Source organism: Antrihabitans cavernicola (assembly GCF_008297975.1).
GTDB lineage: Bacteria > Actinomycetota > Actinomycetes > Mycobacteriales > Mycobacteriaceae > Antrihabitans > Antrihabitans cavernicola.
This window is the reverse complement of the sequence record NZ_VLNY01000001.1, coordinates 648455-669907: the sequence shown is the minus strand read 5'-3', so window position 1 is coordinate 669907 and position 21453 is coordinate 648455. Positions and strand designations below refer to the sequence as shown.

7 protein-coding genes are annotated in these 21453 nt (G+C 65.5%); 3 read left to right on the top strand and 4 right to left on the bottom strand.

Translation table 11 applies throughout. The annotated features are described in order from the left end of the window. Position 1 precedes the first annotated feature (1 nt). Positions 2-15703 carry a non-ribosomal peptide synthetase gene (locus FOY51_RS03175; protein WP_149428711.1) on the bottom strand — a complete coding sequence of 5234 codons (15702 nt, stop codon included), beginning with the start codon at positions 15701-15703 and terminating at the stop codon, positions 2-4. 265 nt (positions 15704-15968) lie between these two features. Here FOY51_RS03175 and FOY51_RS03170 point away from each other — a divergent pair, with 265 nt between their 5' ends. Next, a complete protein-coding gene (locus FOY51_RS03170; RefSeq protein WP_149428710.1) occupies positions 15969-18188 on the top strand; it encodes an MMPL family transporter in 2220 nt (739 codons plus the stop codon). On the opposite strand, the gene FOY51_RS03165 is transcribed toward FOY51_RS03170, so the two are convergent. Together FOY51_RS03165 and FOY51_RS03160 are read right to left on the bottom strand one after the other, a co-directional pair. Beyond that, positions 18185-18580 carry a nuclear transport factor 2 family protein gene (locus tag FOY51_RS03165; protein ID WP_149428709.1) on the bottom strand — a complete coding sequence of 132 codons (396 nt, stop codon included), beginning with the start codon at positions 18578-18580 and terminating at the stop codon, positions 18185-18187. The two genes, FOY51_RS03170 and FOY51_RS03165, sit on opposite strands and share 4 nt — an antisense overlap. 31 nt (positions 18581-18611) lie before the next feature. Beyond that, positions 18612-19211, bottom strand: coding sequence for a TetR/AcrR family transcriptional regulator (locus FOY51_RS03160; protein WP_187776151.1), 600 nt, complete (start codon positions 19209-19211; stop codon positions 18612-18614). A gap of 100 nt (positions 19212-19311) precedes the next feature. On the opposite strand from FOY51_RS03160, the gene FOY51_RS03155 reads away from it, so the two are divergent. Next, positions 19312-20343: an ABC transporter permease gene (locus FOY51_RS03155; RefSeq protein ID WP_187776150.1), complete on the top strand. Its 1032-nt coding sequence runs from the start codon at positions 19312-19314 to the stop codon at positions 20341-20343. Between the two features lie 7 nt (positions 20344-20350). Here FOY51_RS03155 and FOY51_RS27460 read toward each other — a convergent pair whose 3' ends face one another. Beyond that, a complete protein-coding gene (locus tag FOY51_RS27460; protein WP_235916074.1) occupies positions 20351-20821 on the bottom strand; it encodes a hypothetical protein in 471 nt (156 codons plus the stop codon). A gap of 100 nt (positions 20822-20921) precedes the next feature. On the opposite strand from FOY51_RS27460, the gene FOY51_RS03145 reads away from it, so the two are divergent. Continuing rightward, the gene (locus FOY51_RS03145; protein WP_235916072.1) at positions 20922-21449 is read left to right on the top strand and encodes a peptidylprolyl isomerase; all 528 of its coding nucleotides are present in this window, start codon (positions 20922-20924) and stop codon (positions 21447-21449) included. Positions 21450-21453 lie beyond the last annotated feature (4 nt).

Here is a 21453-nt window from a genome sequence, read left to right as displayed (position 1 = left end):
GTCAACGCGAACGATCGCCGGAAGGCCCAGGTAGGAAACCGGATTCGACGAACGCGTCGATGTAGATCTCGATGAGCGATTTGTCGACGACAGGGCATTCGATGTCCGTGCCTGCCAGGGCGGATCGGGTATGCGCGTCGTCCCACTGCAGCGCGGTCCGTTCGGCGGCGTAGTTGCCGCTCAGCAACGCCGCGCGCACGAGCGAGTCGTCGCCCTCGGCGTTGCGGAGCTCGGCCTCGCGAGCCAGAGCAGCACCGACCTCATCCAGGGTGGCTGTGTGGATCGGCAGTCCGCGGGTCGCGAGTACCGCGAAGATGTCCTCGACCGGGACGGGTCGCGTGTTCACCAGGTGATACACCAGCTCGTCCCTCGGCAGGCTCGCAATCTCGACGATTGCCCGTGCGACATAGTCGACGGGCACCAATTCGATTGCCGCACTGCCGACATCGGGAGCCATACCGAGAATGGCAACGGCGCGGATCATATTCCAGAACGAATCGTCGGCGCTCATCACACCGCTGCGACGATCGCCGGAGATCAGACCTGGTCGGTGTATGGCGACCGGGAGACCGCGAGTCCCCGCGCTACGAACGAGTTGCTCGCCGACCCACTTGCTCTGGACGTAGCCGTTGGCGGCAACGGCATCGGCGGCGAGTTCCGTTGTTTCCGTGACGATGTCGGACGCCGCCTGGTCCGCGCGAACGGCTGCGGAGCTGGTCGACACGAAATGGACAGGTTTGATCCTTGTCGTCGCCGCGAGCCGCAACACCTCCACGGTGCCTGCGACGTTCGCCGCTCGAAGCCGCTCGTACGGGTCCAGGTGGTTCACCCGGGCACCGTTGTGGACGATCAGATCGACCTCTTCGGCAACTCGGCCGAACTCGGCGTCCGAGAGTCCCAGCGACGCCGCGGCGAGATCGCCCGGTAGCAAGACGATTCGGTGCTCGAGCGCGTGATCCCACAGGGCGTAGGTTTCGAGATTCTCGCGGATGCGTCGTCGCGCCGACTCGACGTCGTCCGCACGGACCAGGCACCACACGTCTGCGTCGGTGGCGTCCAGCAGCGCGCGTAGCAGGTATGCGCCGAGGAATCCCGTTGCACCGGTGAGCAATACGTGCCGCGGCGGTCCGACTCGGGCCGGTGCTACGCCGGTCAAGTCGATGGTCAGGTGCGAGTCGGCGATCATCCGGTCCACGTCGGATTCGGCTGCCTCGTCGGTGCTGCCTAGATCAACGGTGCTGCCTGGATCAACGGCGCTGCCTAGATCGGCGAGCCGCCGCACCGACGGCGATCGCAGAATCACCGCGGCCGGCACATCGACACCCAATCTCGCCGACAGCTCGCTGCGCAACGTGAACGCCAACAACGACGTGCCGCCGAGCTCGAAGAAGTCGTCGTCGACTCCGACTCGGTCGATGCCGAGGACATCGGCGAAAGCCTCGGCCACGATCTTTTGCTCGCGCGTGCTCGGAGCACGGAACGCGGCAGCGGTGAAGAGCGGATCGGGCAACGCTTTGCGATCCAACTTTCCGGTCGACGTGGCGGGCAAGGCATCGAGGAGGATCACCTGAGCGGGGATCATGTAATGCGGCAAAGTGAGTCGCATGCGATCGCGCACCACATCGGTGTCGACGACGGCACCGTCGCATGCGGTCACATAGCCGATCAGGTGTTGATCGGTGCCGGTGGTGAAGACGTTGGCTGCCGCGTGGCGCACCGTCGGGTCGAGCTTCAACGCCGCGGCGATCTCGCCCAACTCGATGCGTTGCCCGCGCAGTTTCACCTGCTGATCGGTGCGCCCGATGTAGTCGAGTTCGCCACCGACCCAGCGGACTTCGTCGCCGGTGCGGTAGAGCCTGCTGCCGGAGGTACCGAGGGGGTTCGCGATGAACCGGTCCGCGGTCAGATCGGGGCGATTGCGATAGCCGCGGGCCAACTGAAGACCACCCAGATACAGCTCGCCCGACACGCCGTCGGGAACCTGCCGCAGGCGCGAATCCAGCACGTACACCTGGGTATTCCACATGGGCAAGCCGATGGGGATCGGGCCTGGCTCGGCACCCGTGACGGTGTGGGCGGTGGTGGCGATCGCCGCCTCGGTGGGACCGTACAGGTTGTGCACGCGCGCGCTCGACAACTCGGCAAACGCGCGGACCAGCGCAGGGGACAGGATCTCGCCGATGACGATGACATCGCGCAACGACACGAGTTGTTCGGCCGTCGCGACCTCCACGAAGACCGACAGCGGTGACGGCACGAAGTCGGTGATCGTCACCGAGTGGTCCGCGATCTGCGCTGCGATGTACGCCGGGTCGAGGTGGCCGTCCGGTTTCGCCAGCACCACATGGGAACCGGTGAGCAGCGGCAGCCAGTAGCCCCACAGGGAGACGTCGAAGGTGGGTGCGGTCTTCTGCAGGTACACGTCGTCCGCACCGAATGCGTACTCCGCCTGCATCCACGCGCTGTGCGTTGCGATCCCCTCGAAGGTATTGGTCACGCCCTTGGGCCGCCCGGTCGATCCAGAGGTGAACGTGATGTAAGCGGCGTTGCTCGGCAGGCGCGGTGCCGACAACTCCGAATCCACCACGGGTTGCGCCGAATACGACGAGAGGTCGAGGGTGTCGATGGCTGTTGCGGCCGTGGTGGTGAAACCGACGTCGGAGACGGTCAGCACGACGTCGGGCGCAACGATGTCGAGGACGTAGCGGATCCGGTCCTCGGGATGGTCGGGATCGACAGGCACGTAGATGCCGCCGGCCTTGGCGACGGCGTGCAACGCCACCACCAGATCTCCCGTTCTTCGGATTGCAACAGCGACGGCGCGCTCGCCGCCGATACCGTGGTCGATCAGCCAGCGCGCCAACCGATTTGCTCGGGTATCCAGCTCTGCGTAGGTCATGCGCGTGTCGTCGGCGATCACCGCAACGGCGTCGGGCGTCTTCGCCACCTGTGCCGCGAATGCGATGGTGAGGTCCCATCCGAACCCGTCGTGATCGGTGGTGTTGCGCCTTGCCGATACGGCGCGCTCGTTGGCTGCGACGAGATCGATGTCACCGACAGCGGAGCCCGGTTGTGCTGCAACGGAGTCTGCGATGCGCTCGAATCGGTGTATCAGCGATTGGGCGGTCGACTCGTCGAACAGGTCGGTGGCGTAGGTGAGAGCGCCGGTGATGCCCAGCGGTTCGCCGTCGGCACCGTAGTGATCGGTCAGGGTGAGATCGAGGTCGTACTTGGCGATGCCGGCGTCGAAGTCGAAGCTCGTCAGGGTCAGATCTGGCAGTTCGAGTGACGAGTGCTCCAGATTCTGGAATGCCATACCGACCTGGAAGAGCGGGTGGCGGCCGGTCGATCGGACCGGATTGAGCACCTCGACCAACCGCTCGAACGGTATGTCCGCGTTGGTGAATGCCTCGAGCGCGGTCTCGCGTTGACGCGCGAGCAGGTCGGTGAACGACTCGTTGACATCGACCGTGCTCCGCAGTACGAGGGTGTTGACGAACATGCCGATCAGGTCGTCGAGGGCACGGTCACCGCGACCCGCGACCGGAGTACCGATCGCGATGTCGTCGCTGCTGGACGTCCGAGCAAGCAGAACGGCGAGCGCGGTGTGCATCACCATGAACAGCGTTGCACCGTTGCCGCGTGCGACCGCAGACAGCGCGCGATGGGTGTCGGCTCCGATCCGGAAATCGATGTGCTCGCCCGCAAACGACTGCATGGCCGGGCGTGGCCGGTCGTAGGGCAGGTTCAGCTCGTCCGGCAGGCCTGCCAGCGCGGACTGCCAGTAGGAGATCTGCTGAGCTGCCAGCGATTCCGGATCGTCGTCGGACCCGAGCACCGTCCGCTGCCACAGGGTGAAGTCGGCGTACTGGACCGCCAACGGCGTCCATCCCGGTGCGGCGTCCGCGATCCGCGCCCCGTAGGCAAGCATGACGTCACGGGTCATCGGCGCGATGGAGGAACCGTCGGCAGCGATGTGATGCGTCACCAGTGCGAGCACGTAGTCGTCCGCGCGGATGCGATAGACGGCGATACGGAGTGGAACCTCCGCGGCGACGTCGAACGTGGTTCCGATGAAACCTCGTACACGGTCGGCGATTTCGGACTCGTCGACATCGATGACGGGGATGTCGGTGCCGACGGCGCTTGCCGACTCGATGACCTGCGCCGGACCGTCGGTGGTTTCCGGGTAATAGGTGCGAAGCACCTCGTGACGCGCGATCACGTCGTGGATGGCAGCGGTCAGAGCCGCCACGTTAAGCCTGCCGTGCAGCCGCAGCGCCACCGGCACGTTGTACGCGGTGGACGCCGTGTCGAACTGATTGAGAATCCACAGCCGCTGCTGCGCGAGCGACAGCGGAATGGGCTCGGTCCGGGCACCGCCCACGAGTGCGGGCCGTTGCTCGCCATTCGGTTTGCCAACGCGCGCAGCGAGAGTCGCGACAGTGGATGCCTCGAACAACGTGCGCACTGCCACGGTGGTGTCGAGTGCGGCACCGATTCGCGACACCGCTCGCGTGGCAGACAACGAGTTGCCGCCCAAGGCGAAGAAGTCGTCGTCCAAACCGACCCGGTCGATACCCAACAGTTCGCCGAATACCGAAGCCACCGTCTCCTCGATCGGATTGGTCGGCGCGCGGAAGGACCGAACTTCGAAGACCGGTTCCGGCAACGACTTTCGATCCACCTTGCCGCTGGTGGTGCGGGGCAGTGCGGACAGCACCGTCAACGACGACGGCACCATGTACGGCGGCAGCGCCGTAGCGACGTCCTGACGGACGCGGTCGGTGTCGACGAACCTCGATAGTGCGGGAACGACGTAGCCGGCCAGTCGAGCGTCACCGTGCGGATCGGTGCGAGCTACCACGACGGCCTGCCCCACCGATGGATGTGCGACGAGGGCGGCCTCCACCTCACCCGGCTCGATACGGAAGCCGCGGACCTTCACCTGGAAGTCGGAGCGACCCCGATACTCGAGCAGGCCGTCGCGTTGTACCGCAACGTCACCGGTGCGATAGAGCCGGGATCCCGCAGGGCCGAATGGGCTGGCCACGAAACGATCTGCGGTCAGTTCCGGTCGGGCGTGATAGCCCCGCGCCAACTGCTCACCGGACAGATAGATTTCGCCTGCCACACCCGGCGGAACCGGATGCAACCGGCGGTCGAGCACGTGCACGGTGACGTAGCGTTCGGCATATCCGATCGGCACCGCGCCCGAACCCACCGACGCGACCCGGTGCGCTGTCGCCGACACCGCGGCCTCGGTGGGGCCGTAGACGTTGTACAGCGCGGCCGCATTGCCTGCTAGGAAGGCGCTAACAGTTGTGGCAGGGAATGTTTCGCCTGCAGTCACCACCGTCCGCAGGGAGGGCGCGAGTACGCCGCCGCTCTCGGTCAGCAGTGCGTCGAGCATCGACGGGACCACGTGCAACACCGTGATGCCCGTATCGCGCATCAGGTTGTCGAGATAGCGGGGATCGCGCTGACCGTCCGGCGCGGCAATGACGAGGGTGCCGCCGGTGATCAACGACGACCACAGTTCCCACACGGACAGATCGAACGTCGGCGATGTCTTGAACAATCCGACATCCTCGGCGGTGGCTGCGAACTCGTTTGTGTGCCAGACCAACTGGCGCCCGACAGCGCCATGGCTCACCGCGACACCCTTGGGGCGCCCGGTGGAGCCGGAGGTGAAAAGGACGTACGCGGTGTTGCCCGGGCGAAGGATGCCGAGCCGATCGCCGTCGGTGACCGGTGTGTCGTCGACATCGTCTAGCGGCGGCTCGTCGAGATCGATCAGATCGAACGACGTGTCGCGAACGTTCCTCACCGAGGTGGTGGTCAGTATCAGCGCCGGTTGCGCGGTGGTCAGCACATACGCGGAGCGGTCGGCGGGATGGTCGGGATCGATCGGGACGTACGCGCCGCCGGTCTTCGCGATGGCATGGATCGCCACCACCAGCTCGATCGAGCGGTGCAGCGCCACAGCGACCAAGCTCTCCGGGCCCACCCCGCGTGCGATCAGTCGTCGGGCGAGCGTGTTTGCCCGCGAGTCGAATTCGCGGTACGTCAGCGTCTCCGATGCCATGCGAATCGCGGTCGCGTCCGGGCTCGCAGCAACTCGAGCATCGAGCAGTGCGGCCGGGAGTACCGCAGGCTCCGCACTGCGCTGTGGCAGCTGATCGGCGATCGGTGCGAGTGTGACGTCGCCGACCGGCAGGCGTGGGTCGGCGACCAGCGATGCCAGCAGCCTGCCGAAGTAGGCGGTGAACTCCTGCACGGTCCGGCGTTCGAAAAGGTCCGTTGCGTAACCCAATACGCCGGCTATGCCCGCTGGAACGCCGTCCTCGGAATACTGATCGGTCAGCGTCAGCAACAGATCGAATTGGGAGACCTGGGTGTCGAACGGGACAGCGGCAACCGTCAGACCCGGCAGTCCGAGGGTGGTGTGCCCAAGGTTCTGGAACGCCAGTGCGACCTGGAAGAGGGGATTGGCCGCCGCCGATCGGTCGGGGTCGATCACCTCCACCAATTGCTCGAACGGTATGTGCGCGTTAGAGAATGCGAGCAGGTCGATCTCGCGTTGGCGGGCGAGCAGGTCGACGAACGACGCGTTTCCGTCGACGTGGGTTCGAAGCACGAGAGTGTTGACGAACATGCCGATCAGATCGTCGAGTTCGCGTTCCCCCCGGCCTGCGATAGGCGTCCCGATCGCAATGTCGTCGGTACCGGACAGCTTGGCAAGCAGCACCGCGAGCGCGGTATGCATCACCATGAACAGCGTTGCCCCGCTGCTGCGGGCGAGGTCGACGAGGGCCTGGTGGGTGTCCGCAGCTATATGCAGGTCGATAGCGCTGCCGGCGGTCGACTGCACGGCGGGCCGCGGATTGTCCATCGGTAGCTCGAGCAGACGCGGCAGGTCCGCGAGCGACTTCGTCCAAAACGCGAGTTGCCGGGACATCAACGACGCCGGATCGTCGGCCGAGCCGAGCACGCGACGCTGCCAGAGAGCGTAATCGGCGTACTGGACCGGCAGCGGAGTCCAGTCGGGGGCGTGTTCCGCAACGCGGGCCGCGTACGCGAGCATGAGGTCGCGCGTCAGCGGGCCGATCGACGAACCGTCGGCCGCGATGTGGTGAACGGCCACGGCCAGTACGTGATCGGTGCTGGAGATCTCGAACAGTTCGGCGCGCAAGGGTATTTCGGTGGTCACGTCGAAGCCCGACGACGTCATCGCACGGATGCGCGACTGGATCTCGTCCGCACCAGTCGGCGTCAGTGGCAGCGGGGCACACGCCTGGTCGACCGACTCGATCTGCTGAACCGGACCCCCTGATCGCTCCGGGTAGACGGTGCGAAGCACCTCGTGTCGGACGATCACGTCGTGGATTGCCGCGCGCAACGCGGCAACGTCGAGGTCGCCGGTCAACCGCACCGCGATGGGCACGGTGTACGCGGCCGATGCGGTGTCGAAACGATTCAGAAACCACATGCGTTGTTGAGCAAGCGACAGCGGTATGTATTCGGGTCGGCGCCCAGCTGTGAGCGGGATCGTGCCGCCGGCACCGGCATGGCTTTCCACCCGCGCGGCCAGTGCCGCAACCGTGGGAGCCTCGAAGAGCGTGCGAACCGAGACGACGGTGTCGAGTGCGTGGCCGATACGGGCAACCACCCGTGTCGCGACCAACGAGTTGCCGCCGAGATCGAAGAAGTCGTCGTCGAGTCCCACTCGGTCGAGATCGAGCACCGAACGGTAGACGTCTGCGACGATCTCCTCCACCGGGTTGGTCGGCGACCGGAACGTCTTCAGCTCGATCTGCGGCTCCGGCAACGCCTTTCGGTCGAGCTTGCCGCTGCTGGTGAACGGCAGCGCATCCAGCATCAGTACCGCGTTCGGCACCATGTAGGCGGGGAGCGTTGCTCGGAGCGTCTTCCGCAGATCGTCGGTGGTGGCGGTGCTGCCCTGCGCCGCAACGACATAGGCCGCCAGATACTGGTCGCCGTATGCGTCGGCGCGGGCGATCACCGCTGCCCGTGACACCGACGGCAAAGCGGTCAGGACAGATTCGATCTCGCCCAATTCGATGCGGAAGCCGCGCACCTTCACCTGCAGGTCGGATCGACCGCGGTACTCGAGGACGCCGTTGCGCTGTGCTGCGAGATCGCCGCTTCGATACATCCGGGTGCCCGGTGGCCCGAACGGATTCGCCACGAACCGTTCGGCGGTGAGACCGGCTCGATGCGCGTAGCCGCGAGCAAGCTGAACGCCGCCGATGTACACCTCGCCGGTGACGCCGACAGGCACGCGACGCAACCGCGAATCCAGCACCCAGACTTGGGTATTCCACACAGGTGCGCCGATCGGGACCGAGCCGACGATATCGGTGCGCACCCGATGCCAGGTTGCCGAGATCGCCGTCTCGGTAGGGCCGTACACGTTGAACAACTCCACGGCGTTCCCGTCGAGGAACGTCCGGGCGGTCGCAGGCCCAAGCGGTTCACCGCCCGTGAGCACCGCACGCAGCGACGGCGCGAGCACCCCGCCTGCGTCGGCCAGCATCGCGTCGAGCATGGACGGAACCACGTGCAACACGCTCACGTCGTGCTCGCGCATCAGGGTGTCGAGGTAGTGCGGATCGCCCTGACGGTCCGGTGCCGCGACGACAAGTCGACCACCGCTGATCAGCGAAGACCACAACTCCCAGATCGACAGGTCGAAGGTCGCGGAGGTCTTGAGCACGCCGACGTCCGTCGTGCTCATCCCGAATTCTGTTCGGTGCCAGGAAAGCTGGTTGGCGATAGCGCCGTAACTGATCGCAACACCCTTGGGTCGCCCTGTCGAGCCCGACGTGAAGATCAGATATGCGGTGGTAGCTGCGTTCAGCGTGCCGGCTCGCTCGGCGTCCGTGACAGGGGCATCGTCGAATTCCGACAGATCGAGCGTGTCGAGGTCGACGCGCTCGCCCACCCGCCCGTCGAGAACCGTCGCCGACGACGCCAGCACCACACTCGGGCGTGCAACGGAGAGAATGTAGTCGATCCGATCCGCCGGATGATCGGGATCGATGGGGAGGTAGGTCCCGCCCGCCTTGGCTACGGCATGGACTGCGACGACGAGATCGATGGACCTCTCGATCGCGAGTGCGACTGTCACGTCAGGGCCTACGCCCTTGCGGATCAGCCACCGCGCCAGGCGATTTGCGCGTGAGTCTACGGCGCGGTACGACAGCCACTCGTGGTCCGCGACGACGGCCACAGCGTCCGGAGATGCAGCGACCTGTGCGTCGAACATCGCGGGCAGGGTCGCAGCGCCGTCGACAGCGCGCTCGGTGTCGTCGAACGCCGCAGCCGCGCCGATGTCTTCGGCGATGGCGATGTCCAGTTCACCGACCCGCTCCTTCGGCTCGGCGGCAACCGAGCGCAGCAGCCGATGGAACCGCGCAGCGATATCCGCGACCGTCGCGGCATCGAAAAGATCGGTTGCATACGTGAACACGGTCGCGATGCCGGCGGGCTCACCGTCGTCGTCGTATCGGTCGGCGACGGTGAGTTGCAGGTCGAACTGCGACACAGTGGTCTCGATCGGAATGCCGCCGATGGTCAGACCGGGCAGCTCGAGCGTCACCGGTGCCAGGTTCTGGAACGAGAGGCCGACCTGAAACAGGGGGTGGGCGGCGGTCGAGCGATCGGGATTGAGTACCTCGACCAGTTGCTCGAACGGAATATCCGCATTGGCATAGGCATTGAGGTTCACATCGCGCTGCCGGTCGAGCACGTCGATGAACGGGGCGCCACGATCGAGTTGGGTCCGAAGCACGAGCGTGTTGACGAACATGCCGATCAGATCGTCGAGTTCGCGCTCGCCACGACCGGCGATGGGGGTGCCGATCGCGATGTCGTCCGAACCGGACAGCCGGGCGATCAACACCGCAAATGCGGTGTGTATCACCATGAACAGCGTCACGCCACGCTCACGTGCGAGGTCGACCAGAGCCCTATGGGTGGAGTCGTCGATCGTGACGTTTTCGGTGTTGCCGGCAAAGGACGCGGTGGCAGGGCGCGGTCTGTCGATGGGTAGCTCGATCTGCGCAGGCAAGTCGGCCAGAGCGTCGCTCCAGTAGGCAATTTGTTGCGACGTCAGCGATCCCGGGTCGTCGTCCGCGCCGAGGACGCGGCGCTGCCAGAGAGCGAAGTCGGCATACTGGACGGGCAGCGGCGCCCAGGTGGGTGCCTCGTCGATCGATCGCGCGGTGTACGCGAGCATGATGTCGCGGGTCAGTGGTCCGACCGACGAGCCATCGGCCGAGATGTGGTGGATCACCACCGCCAGCACGTGATCGGTGGCCGATATAGCGAAAATCTCTGCGCGAAGAGGTATTTCGGCGGTGACATCGAACAATGTCGCTGCCAACGCCGCCACCCGCGGGATCACCTGGTCTTCTGCGACCGTGGTCACGGGCACCGTGAGCTCGGCCTCGGCAATCGGTACGATCACCTGCACCGGACCGTCCGGAGTCTCCGGGTAGACGGTTCGCAAGGACTCATGGCGTGCGAGTACGTCTTGGATCGCCGCCTGCAGTGCAGGCAGATTCAGCTCGCCGCTCAACCGGACAGCACTGGGCATGTTGTATGCGGCCGAGCCCGAATCGAACCTGTTGAGAAACCACATCCGTTGCTGGGCAAGCGAAAGCGGTAGCACGTCGGGTCGTCGCCCCGCCACCAGGGGCGGTCTGCCGTCGGTCCCGGCATGTTGCTCGACGCGGACCGCGAGCGAGCCGACGGTGGGCGCCTCGAACAACATTCGCACCGTGACGCGAGTGTCGAGCGCCCGGCCGATTCGGGTCACCACCTGGGTCGCGATCAACGAGTTCCCACCGAGCGCGAAGAAGTCGTCATCGAGACCGACGCGCCCGATCCCGAGCACGTCACCGTAGCTGTTCGCGACCACCTGCTCGATGGGTGTGCTCGGCGAACGGTACGTCCGCGGCTCGAAGACCGGCTCCGGCAGTGCTTTTCGATCCACCTTGCCGTTCACCCCGAGTGGGAACTCGTCGAGGATCACAAACGCCGCGGGCACCATGTACGACGGGAGGCCTGCGCGCGCTGTGTCCTGCAACGCGCCGGTGGTGACGGTCTGGCCCGGCAACGTCGTCACGTACGCGATCAGCCGATCGCCGCTCGAGACATCCTTTTGCGCAACGGCCACGGCCGCCGCGACCGCAGGGTTTCCCGCCAGGACCGCCTCGACCTCACCGAGCTCGATGCGGAAGCCACGGACCTTCACCTGGAAGTCGGTGCGACCCAGATACTCGAGTGCACCGGAATGCCATTTCGCGAGATCACCGGTTCGATACATTCGCGCACCCGGCGCGCCGAACGGGTTGGCCACGAACCGATCCGACGTCAAGTCGACGCGTCCGATGTAGCCGCGAGCCAGCTGCACGCCTGCCAGGTATATCTCGCCGACGACACCCGTGGGGACCGCGTGCAGCCGCTCGTCGAGCACGAAGACCTGGCTGTTCCACTCGGGCGTGCCGATCGGGACGACCGCATCGGACGTTGCCGTCACCTGCTGTGCGGTGATGGACACCGCGGCCTCGGTCGGACCGTAGACGTTGAAGAGATCGGCATCGTTCCAGCCGCGGAACTTCGCGGCGACAGCACTGGGCAGCGCCTCGCCGATCGCCAGCACGCGGCGCAACGATGCGGGCAGTGCCACATCGGACCCCGTCTCCAGTGCGTCCAACAGCGTCGGCACCACGTGCAGCGTGGTCACCGAATGGTCTGCGAGCAGGCGCAGCAAATAGTCGACGTCACGGTGTCCGGTCGGCGATGCCAGCACCACGCTGCCGCCGGAGAGCAACGCCGACCAGTACTCCCAGACCGACAGGTCGAAGGTGGCAGGCGTCTTGATCGCGACGATGTCTTCCGCACTCAATCCGAATTCCGTTGTCTTCCAGACGAGCTGGTTGACGATGGCACGATGCGGTACCACCACACCCTTCGGTGTTCCGGTGGAACCGGACGTGAAGATCACGTAGGCGGCGTGGTCGGGGCCGAGTGGAATCGTCCGATCGCGGTCGGTCACCGGCGCTGTCGAGAAACCCGCAAGATCGAGGGTGTCGAGTCCGGTCAGCACCAGCCGCGGATCTGCCGCGTCGAGAATGTAGTCGGTGCGATCTTGTGGTTGGTCAGGATCGATCGGCAGATACGCCCCACCGGCCTTGACGATGGCGTACATCGTCACCAGCTGGTCGAGTGAACGGCGCATCGACAGTGCGACAATGGTTTCCGGACCGACACCCGCCGAGATCAGGTAGCGAGCCAACTGATTCACGCGAGCATCGAACTCGGCGTAACTGAGTCGGTCGGCTCCTGCGACGACAGCGAGCGCACCGGGATCGGCAGCCACTTGGGCGTCGAACAACTCCACCAGCGTGTGGGCAGCAACCACACAGTCCGGTCCGGCGGACAGCGCGGTGACGGCAGCGCGCTCCGAATCGTCCAGCAACGGAATATCGCCGACAGGTTGTTCTGCGTGCGCGATGACCGCACCCAGGATCTGCTGGTAGCGGCGCGCCAGGCCTTGCATCGTCGACTCGTCGAACAGTGCTGTGACGTAGCCGAATTCGATCTCGATGGTGCCGGGCGCTCCATCGGCGTCGTGGTTGTCGTAGACGCCGACATGGAGGTCGGTCTTTGCCAGTCGGGAATCGAACTCGACCATCTCTACGGCCAGTCCGGGCAGCTCGAGCTTGGCTGTCGAGAAGTTCTGGAACGCAAAGCCGATCTGGAACAGCGGGTTTCGGGCAACGGAGCGAGTCGGGTTGATCGCTTCGACAAGCCGCTCGAACGGCACATCCGCGTTGGCGAACCCTTGTAGGTCGGTTTCGCGCACCTGGGCAAGCAGTTCGGTGAACGAGGCGCTGCCGTCGACACGGGTGCGGAAGACCAGGGTGTTGACGAACATGCCGATCAGATCGTCGAGTGCCGGTTCGCCGCGACCGGCGATCGGTGTGCCGACGGCCACGTCGTCCGTCCCTGCCGTTCGAGCGAGGAGCACCGTGAGCGCGGCCTGCATCACCATGAACAGCGTTGCGCCGTTGGCCTTTCCCAGCGCGAGCAGATCGCGATGCACCGACGGTTGCAGCGTGAACGCGATTGCCGAGCCGCCGAACGACTGCACTGCGGGGCGCGGGCGATCTGTCGGCAACTCCAGTTGCTCGGGCATCCCCGCCAACTGTTGTGTCCAGTAGGCGATCTGGCGAGCAGCTACCGACTGTGGATCGTCATCGGCGCCGAGAACCGCGCGTTGCCAGAGTGTGTAGTCGGAGTACTGCACCTCGAGCGGGCTCCAGTCGGGGGAGCGGCGCTGGGCACGAGCGCTGTACGCGCCCACCAGATCTCGTGCGAACGGAACGGTGGACGATCCGTCGGCGGAGATGTGGTGGACGACGAATGCAAGGACGTGATCGGTCGGAGTGCGGAAGAGCCGAACCCGCAGCGGCGGCTCCACCGAGACGTCGAAGGTGTGCAGCGCCACCTCGAGGACGCGAGGCAGAACGTCGTCTTCGTCGATCGTGATGGGCGACAACGCAACATCCGCGCGACCGGGTGCGAGCACCACCTGGTGCGGGCCGTCTTGATCCGACGGGTAGACGGTGCGCAGACTCTCGTGTCGGGTCACCACGTCGACGATCGCTGCCTGCAGTGCAACGACATCCAGATCGCCGGTCAGGCGAAGAGCCACCGGGATGTTGTCGGCAGCCGACGACGTGTCGAACTGATTGAGGAACCAGTACCGTCGTTGGGCGTACGACACGGGGACGCGCTGCATGCGTGGACGCGCGACCAGCGCTGGGCTCGCTCCCTCGCCGCGATGCGCCTCCGCCGCGCGCGCCAACGCGGCAACCGTGGAGTTCTCGAATACCGTTCGGGTGGGGATGCGCGCGTCCAGTGCGGTGCTCAACCTCGCCAACAGGTGCGTGGCTATCAGAGAGTTACCGCCGAGTTCGAAGAAGTCGTCGTCCGCCCCGACGCGCTCGAGCCGCAGTACCTCGGCGAAGACCGATGCCACCACTTCTTCGGTGGATCGGGTGGGTGCGCGGTACTCCGCAACGGCGGTCGCGGGTTCGCTCAGCGCCGCGACATCCACCTTGCCCGAATCGGTCTGTGGGAGCTCGTCGACCGTCGTGATCGACGTCGGCACCATGTAGCGCGGTAGTTGGTGTGCGATGTGCTCGGCGAGGTCGTCGTAGCTGGGGATGTGACCGGACGCGGCAACCACGTAGGACACGAGCTCGGTGGTGCCCGATTCGCCGTCGCGCCCGACCGTCACGCACTGCAGAACATCGGGATGGTCGGCGAGGACGGCATCGATCTCGCCGCCCTCGATCCGAACGCCGTCGACTTTGATCTGTCGGTCGGTGCGGCCGACGAATTCGACAGCGCCCGAGTCCGTTCCAGCAGCGCGCACCAGGTCGCCGGTGCGGTACATGCGCGATCCGTCGGCGGCGAACGGATCTGCGACGAAGCGCTGCGCGGTGGTGGAACCGTTCCGATAGCCGCGTGCCACCGCGGGCCCCGCCAGGTACAGCTCGCCTGCCACACCGACCGGCACCAGGTGCATGCGGGCATCGAGCACGTAGGCCTGGACTCCGCGGATCGGCGGCCCGATGGTCACCGGATCGCCGACCGCCAGTGCGCTGCTTGCGTGCGATACGACCGTCGCTTCGGTGGGGCCGTACGCGTTGAAAACCGTGCGGCCCGGCGCCGACCAGCGTTCCAGCAGAGCCGGTGTGCAAACTTCGCCGCCGACGATCAGGACCTGCAGCTCGTCCGGTACCTCATCGGGCGACAGGGTCGCAAGCGCTGACGGCGTCGCGAAGGCGTGGGTGACACGCTCTCTCCGCAACATTCTCGCTATCGTGGCTGCGGTGTCGATCCCCGGCCGTGCGATCACCAGCGTGGAGCCTGCGCGGACGGCGAGCAACAGCTCGAGTACCGCGGCGTCGAAGGTGGGTGCCGACGAGTGCAGAATCCGCGATTCGGGCGTGACGCCGTAGCGGTCGTTGACCTCGTCTGCAAGTGCGGCTAGTCCGGTATTCGTGACGACCACGCCGCGGGGGGTGCCGGTGGAGCCGGAGGTGTAGAAGAGGTAAGCCGGATTCTCTGCGCGCAATGGGAAGGTTCGGTCGGCGTAGCTGACCGGCTCTGCCGATAGGTTGGCGAGTTGGGCCGCCACCGCGGGCGAATCGATCTCGAGCCAGCGCACCCAGGCCGGAAGCGACTCGGCCGTTTCGCCGATCGTCACGCCGAGTTCTATGTCCGCGTCTGCAACCTGGAATTCGATCCAAGACTGCGGATGATGTGGGTCGATAGGGACAAATGCGGCACCGGTCTTGGCGATGGACCACACCGCGAGAACCGATTCGACGGACCGATCGATGGCCACCGCGATCGCTGATTCTGGTCCGGCGCCCGCAGTGATCAGCAGCCGTGCCATCCGCGAGGACCGCTCGTCCAGTTCGCGATACGTGATCCGAGTGCTGCCGAAAATCAGCGCGACGGCATCGGGGTTGCGCTCGACCGCGGTGGTCAACAGCGCGGCCAGCGTCCCACCGCTTCTCCCGGCGGCGGGTCGAGTGCGTGGTCGACGGCGGGTTCGCGCCGACGGCACTTCCGCGCCGGTGGCCTCGCCCATGCAGTCGTCCTTCTCGTCGGTGTGCCGAAGTCGATCGGCCCGGCGTCGGCTCAGGGCCGGAACAGCCGTTTCGACGCGTTCACGTTATCGGTTCTTCGATGCCCATCATTAACCAGTGCGCACCGTCACAGGCCGTTGGCATCGTCTTGGCTAACCACGCGCAGTGGCCCGTCCGGCACGACATCGTTCCTCATCATCCCCTTTTGTCGGTCCTTGTCGATACTGTTGGCGAAACGACCGTGCGTGTGAATCCCGGGGGAATCGGATGGGCGACAAGGCCGAAATCCAGCAGAAGCCGACGGCCAGGCGTGTTGCGCGTGGGTGGCCCGTGTTCGCCATCATTGCCGTCGCCATCATGGCTTTTCTCGCGGGCGGCTTCGGTGGTTCCTATCAGGGCAAGCTCGGCGAGGTTCAGAAGAACGACAACGCATCGTTTCTTCCCGGGTCCGCGGAGTCCACCAAGGCCAGCGACGAGTCCGCGAAGTTCCTGAAGATCGAGAGCATTCCCGGCTTCGTTGTCTTCCATCGTGATTCCGGGCTGACGGCCGACGACAAGGGCCGTATCGAGAAGGCCCGTGCTGCGGTCGCTGCTGTTCCGGGCGTCGACAAGCAGGGTCTGCTGCCTGCACAGTTCTCCGACGACGCCACTACGGCATCGCTTTTCGTTCCGCTGGTCGCCAAGGACAACGGTGTCACGGTCAACGGTCAGGATCTGTCGACGAACGAGCAGAACGTGGTCGACGCGGCTCGTCAAGCGGCGACTGCCGACGGGCTCGAGGTGCTTCCGGCCGGCCCGGGCGGTCTGCTGGTGGCGTTCATCGATTCGTTCAACGGCCTCGACGGCGCACTGTTGGGGTCGGCGCTGATCGTCGTGATTGTGATCTTGCTGTTCGTGTATCGATCGCCGGTGTTGTGGATCTTCCCGATCCTCGCCGACGTGCTGGCGCTCGGCATCGCGTCACTGGTGATCTACTACCTCGCCAAACACGATGTGATCACGTTGAACGGGCAGAGTCAGGGCATTCTGTCGGTCCTTGTGCTCGGCGCGGGAACCGATTACGCGCTGTTGTTGACCTCTCGGTATCGGGAAGAACTGCACGAGTACGACAACCGATTCGACGCCATGATCACCGCGTGGAAGGAATCGGCTGCGGCGATTTTCGCGTCTGCCGCCACCGTCATCGCAGGTCTGTTGTGTCTGACGTTTTCCGAGCTCAACTCCAACAAGGGCCTCGGTCCGGTCGCGGCCATCGGCATCGCCTGCACCGTTCTTGTGATGATGACGTTCCTGCCGGTGGCGCTCGCGTTGGCGGGGCGCTGGGTGTTCTGGCCGCGTCGGCCGCGAACCGATCATCAATCCGACATTTCGACGCACGGGTTGTGGGGTCGGATCGCGGGCACGGTGGTCGGGCGGCGTCGGCCCGCGTGGATCGGGGCGACGGTCATTCTGCTGTTCTGCGTCCTGGGCGTCACGATGCTGAACACCAGCGGTCTCACCGTGCAGGACAGCTTCACCACCAACCCGGATGCCGTTGTGGGGCAACGGCTCTACGACGCCAAGTTCGACAAGGGGGCAGGCGCGCCCGCCGTCATCGTCACCAACGCCGCCGCCGCGGACGAGGTGATCAAAAGGGCGTCGAGTATCGAGGGCGTTGCGCAGAAACCGGGATCGGTCTGCGTGCAGGTCGACATCGCCAAGGTGACAGCGCTGGCGGGACAGTCAGGTGGCGGTGGTGCTCCTGCGGCTGCTGCGTGTCCGCCGGCTGCCCTGCAGGTGGAGCCGATCGACGGTCGTACCGTGGTCAACGCCAACCTGGTGGACTCCTACGATTCGCCCGCCGCCATCGACACCGTGAAGCGGCTGCGATCTGCCTTGCACGCGATCCCGAACGCGGACGTGATGATCGGCGGGAGCACCGCCTCCACCCTGGACGTGCAGCAGGCCGCCGTACACGACCGCAACCTGATCATTCCGATCGTGCTTGCGGTGATCTTCGTGGTGCTTGCGCTGCTGCTCCGGTCGCTGCTGGCGCCGGTGCTGCTGATCGCGTCGGTGGTGCTGTCCTTCGGCGCGACTCTGGGTGTCAGCGCGTTCGCGTTCGAGCACATCTTCCACTTCGCGGGCGCCGACCAGTCGTTCCCGCTGTTCGCGTTCGTGTTCCTGGTCGCGCTGGGTATCGACTACAACATCTTCCTGATGACCCGGGTGCGCGAGGAGTCTCTGGAATTCGGCACCCGCGAGGGCATTCGACGTGGACTGTCCGTGACCGGCGGCGTGATCACCTCGGCGGGCATCGTGCTGGCGGCAACCTTTGCCGTGCTCACGGTGATCCCGCTGGTGTTCCTTGCCGAGATCGGCTTCGCGGTCGCGTTCGGCGTGCTGCTGGACACGATTCTGGTTCGCAGCATCCTGGTACCGGCCCTCTCGCATGACATCGGCAAGAAGATCTGGTGGCCATCGGCCTTGTCGACCGCGAAGGACTAAACGGCTCCGAACTCACGTTCGGCGGTTACCGACCACACCCTGACGATCCGGCCGTCGACAGCGTCGAAGAGATCGATGCCACTGCGGCGCGGCTGTTCAGGAAGATCGACAAACCAGCAGATCGCGAACCTGCCGTTGCCGCTGGAGTCGAGAGTGCCTGCCGGGGCGCCGTCGACCGTAAAGGTCAGGCCCGGCCTGGTGGCGCGGAAATTATCGACGAACTCCGCGAACTGTGCGCCGCCGCGCAGTGCGTCGGCGGGAACCGAAGCAGCAGAGCCGAATCGGATGACGAAATCGTCCGTGAGGATCCGCGCGGAGAGGTCCAGCTCGCCGTTCCAGAGGTCGGTCCATTTCTGGGCCAGGGTGGCGGCGGTGAGCGTGGTCGAGGTCATACGGCTGATTGTGCACGCGGGCTACGACAGGTCAGCGGTGAGCGATTGCGTCGAGACCCTGACCCACGTCGTATTGCGTGACGTCGCCGAGGATTGCCCGTTGGGCGAGGAAGCCCATCAGCACGGAAAGCAATGTCTTGGCGATAGCATCGGCCCGGTCGGATTCGTAGGGCTCACCGCGACTGTCGAGCCACCGAACGGCAACGCTTCGCAGCCCCTGTCGAATCGCTAGATATCGCACGATCAGTACCTCGCGTACGGCGGGACTACGTTGCGCCTCGGTCCACGCGTAGAGCGCGATGCGGGTGTTGGCGACATCGCCCAGCAGCATCGACGACACGACGCGGTCCAAGACGGCTACGACGGTCTGCCCAGGCGACGCATCGACCGATTCGTCCATCACCCGGCGGCCAAGTGCCGTCACGGCCTCCAGCGACTCATCGATGGTGGCGAGGATCAGCGACTCCTTGCTCGGGAAGTAGCGGTAGAGAGCACCCGCTGACAGTCCGGACTCGGAAATCACATCGTCCATCGACGTCATGTGGAAACCGTTGTCCGCAAAACGGCGGCGAGCTGCATCGATGATCTGTGTTCGGCGCGCGGCCCGATGTTCGGCACTGACCTTGGGCATACACGGAGGATAAAAGCGAACGACCGTTCTTGACAACTCACTCTGCCGGGTCGCAGACTCAGAACAAATAAAGAACGTACGTTCGCTATTGGAGGCGAAGATGAAACCACAGGGTTGGAATCGGGTGCTCGCGGCGGCGGTTGGAATCGCTGTTGCGATATCGGTGCTGGTGATCGCCTTTGCCTGGCCGGCGGCCAACATCGCGCCGCGGCACGTGCCGATCGGGGTCGCAGGCAGTGCAGAATTCGTCGGGCAGGTGACGCAAAAGCTCGATCAGGTGCAACCGGATGCGTTCGATGTGACGTCGTACGCCGATCCCGGTCAGGCGCGTAGCGCGATCGAGAATCGCGAGGTGTACGGCGCGATCGTGGCCGGCCAGCCGCCGACGGTACTCACCGCACCCGCGGGCAGCACGGCGGTGGCGCAGATTCTCGACACCTTGGGCAGTCAACTCGGCCGAGCACACGGCGTCGCAGGACCCGCCCCGACAAGCACGCAGGTGGTCGCGTTGCCGGCGGGCGATCCGCGGGGGATCGGCTTCTCGGCAGGTTCGCTGCCGATGGTCCTCGGTGCACTACTGACGGGAGTCGTTGCCACACTGATCTTTTCGACGATCGCACAACGTCTGACAACGCTCACGCTCGCGGCGGTCGTCGCGGGCCTTGGTGCGGCGGCCGTACTTGGACCGTGGCTGGGCATCCTGCCCGGCGGCTTCGCTATCACCGCAGGCGCTCTCGCGCTGGGCATCTTTGCGGGCGGTGCGACGATCGTCGGGTTTTCGTCACTGCTCGGTCAGCCCGGAATCGGCGTGGGAGCCGCCCTGCTCATGGTGCTCGGCAACCCGTTCTCCGGCGTGACGAGTGCGCCGGAGCTGTTGCCGACCGGATGGGGTGAGCTCGGGCAATGGCTACCGCCGGGGGCGTTGGGCAGCCTGCTGCGCTCGGTGTCCTACTTCGACGGTGAGGGTAGCGGGAAGCCGCTCGCCATCCTTGCGGGGTGGGCCGTGCTCGGTGTTGGACTTGCCGTCATCGGAGCAGCACGGCGGGCCAGGGTCGTCGACGATCATCCAAACGCCCACGAGCAGGGAGTTCCTGCGCGCACCATCTTGGCCGATGCGTCGGTAAGACCGTGATCAGGGATTATTCAGGAGCTGTACTGGGCTCGACCAACGCATGCTTCGGTGCCGACGAGCCGTTGGCGGTCGGGCCGAGCGTCGGCGGCGCGTCCGCGACCGGCGGCGGCAACTTGCGCCTGCTCTGGCGGAACAGGACTGCGCCACCGGCCAGTGCGGCGATCACGGTTGCCGCAACGACCAGTCGGGCGCGTGGGCGCGCGGTCTTGGGGGTGTCGGCGACGGCGGAGCGGTCGATCGACGCGATCTGCGCGATGTCCGTGCTGGATTCGCGCGCCTTTGCCACACCCTTGCGCGCGAGGCTGAACGCGTGGCGAGCGAGGAGGAGACCGATGCCGCCCGATCCCTTGGCGAGTGCGGAGGCTCCGGCACCTGTCAGACGGAGGGCCTTCGAGTAGCTGGGCGCCGACTCGTCGACCGTATCGGTGCCGAGCGCCTCGGCGGGCTCTGGAGGGGCGGACTTGCTCGCGCGGCTCATGCATCTACCTTGGCACAGGTGCCGCCATGCGCCCAGCACATCGCCGACGTTGGTGTGCCATCTTCGTCGGGGAATCGGACTGTCGTGGCACCATGTTGTGGTGACCTCACCGAATCAGACATCGACAGCGACGTTGCACACCAACCGCGGCGACATCAAGATCGCACTCTTCGGCAATCATGCGCCGAAGACGGTCGCCAACTTCGTCGGCCTCGCCGACGGATCCAAGGCGTACACGACCAAGAACGCCTCCGGTGGCAACTCCGGTCCGTTCTACGACGGCGCGCCGTTCCATCGCGTCATCTCCGGCTTCATGATCCAGGGCGGCGATCCCACAGGTACCGGTGCGGGCGGCCCAGGATACGAGTTCGAGGACGAGTTCCACCCGGAACTCAAGTTCGATCGCGGCTACCTGCTGGCCATGGCCAACGCCGGACCGGGCACCAACGGTTCGCAGTTCTTCATCACCGCGGGACCCACGCCCCACCTCAACCGCAAGCACACCATCTTCGGTGAGGTTGTGGACCCGGAGTCGAAGAAGGTGGTCGACGCCATCGAGAAGACCCCGACCGACCGGCGGGATCGCCCGCAGGACGACGTCATCATCAACAGCGTCACCATTTCCTGAGCGA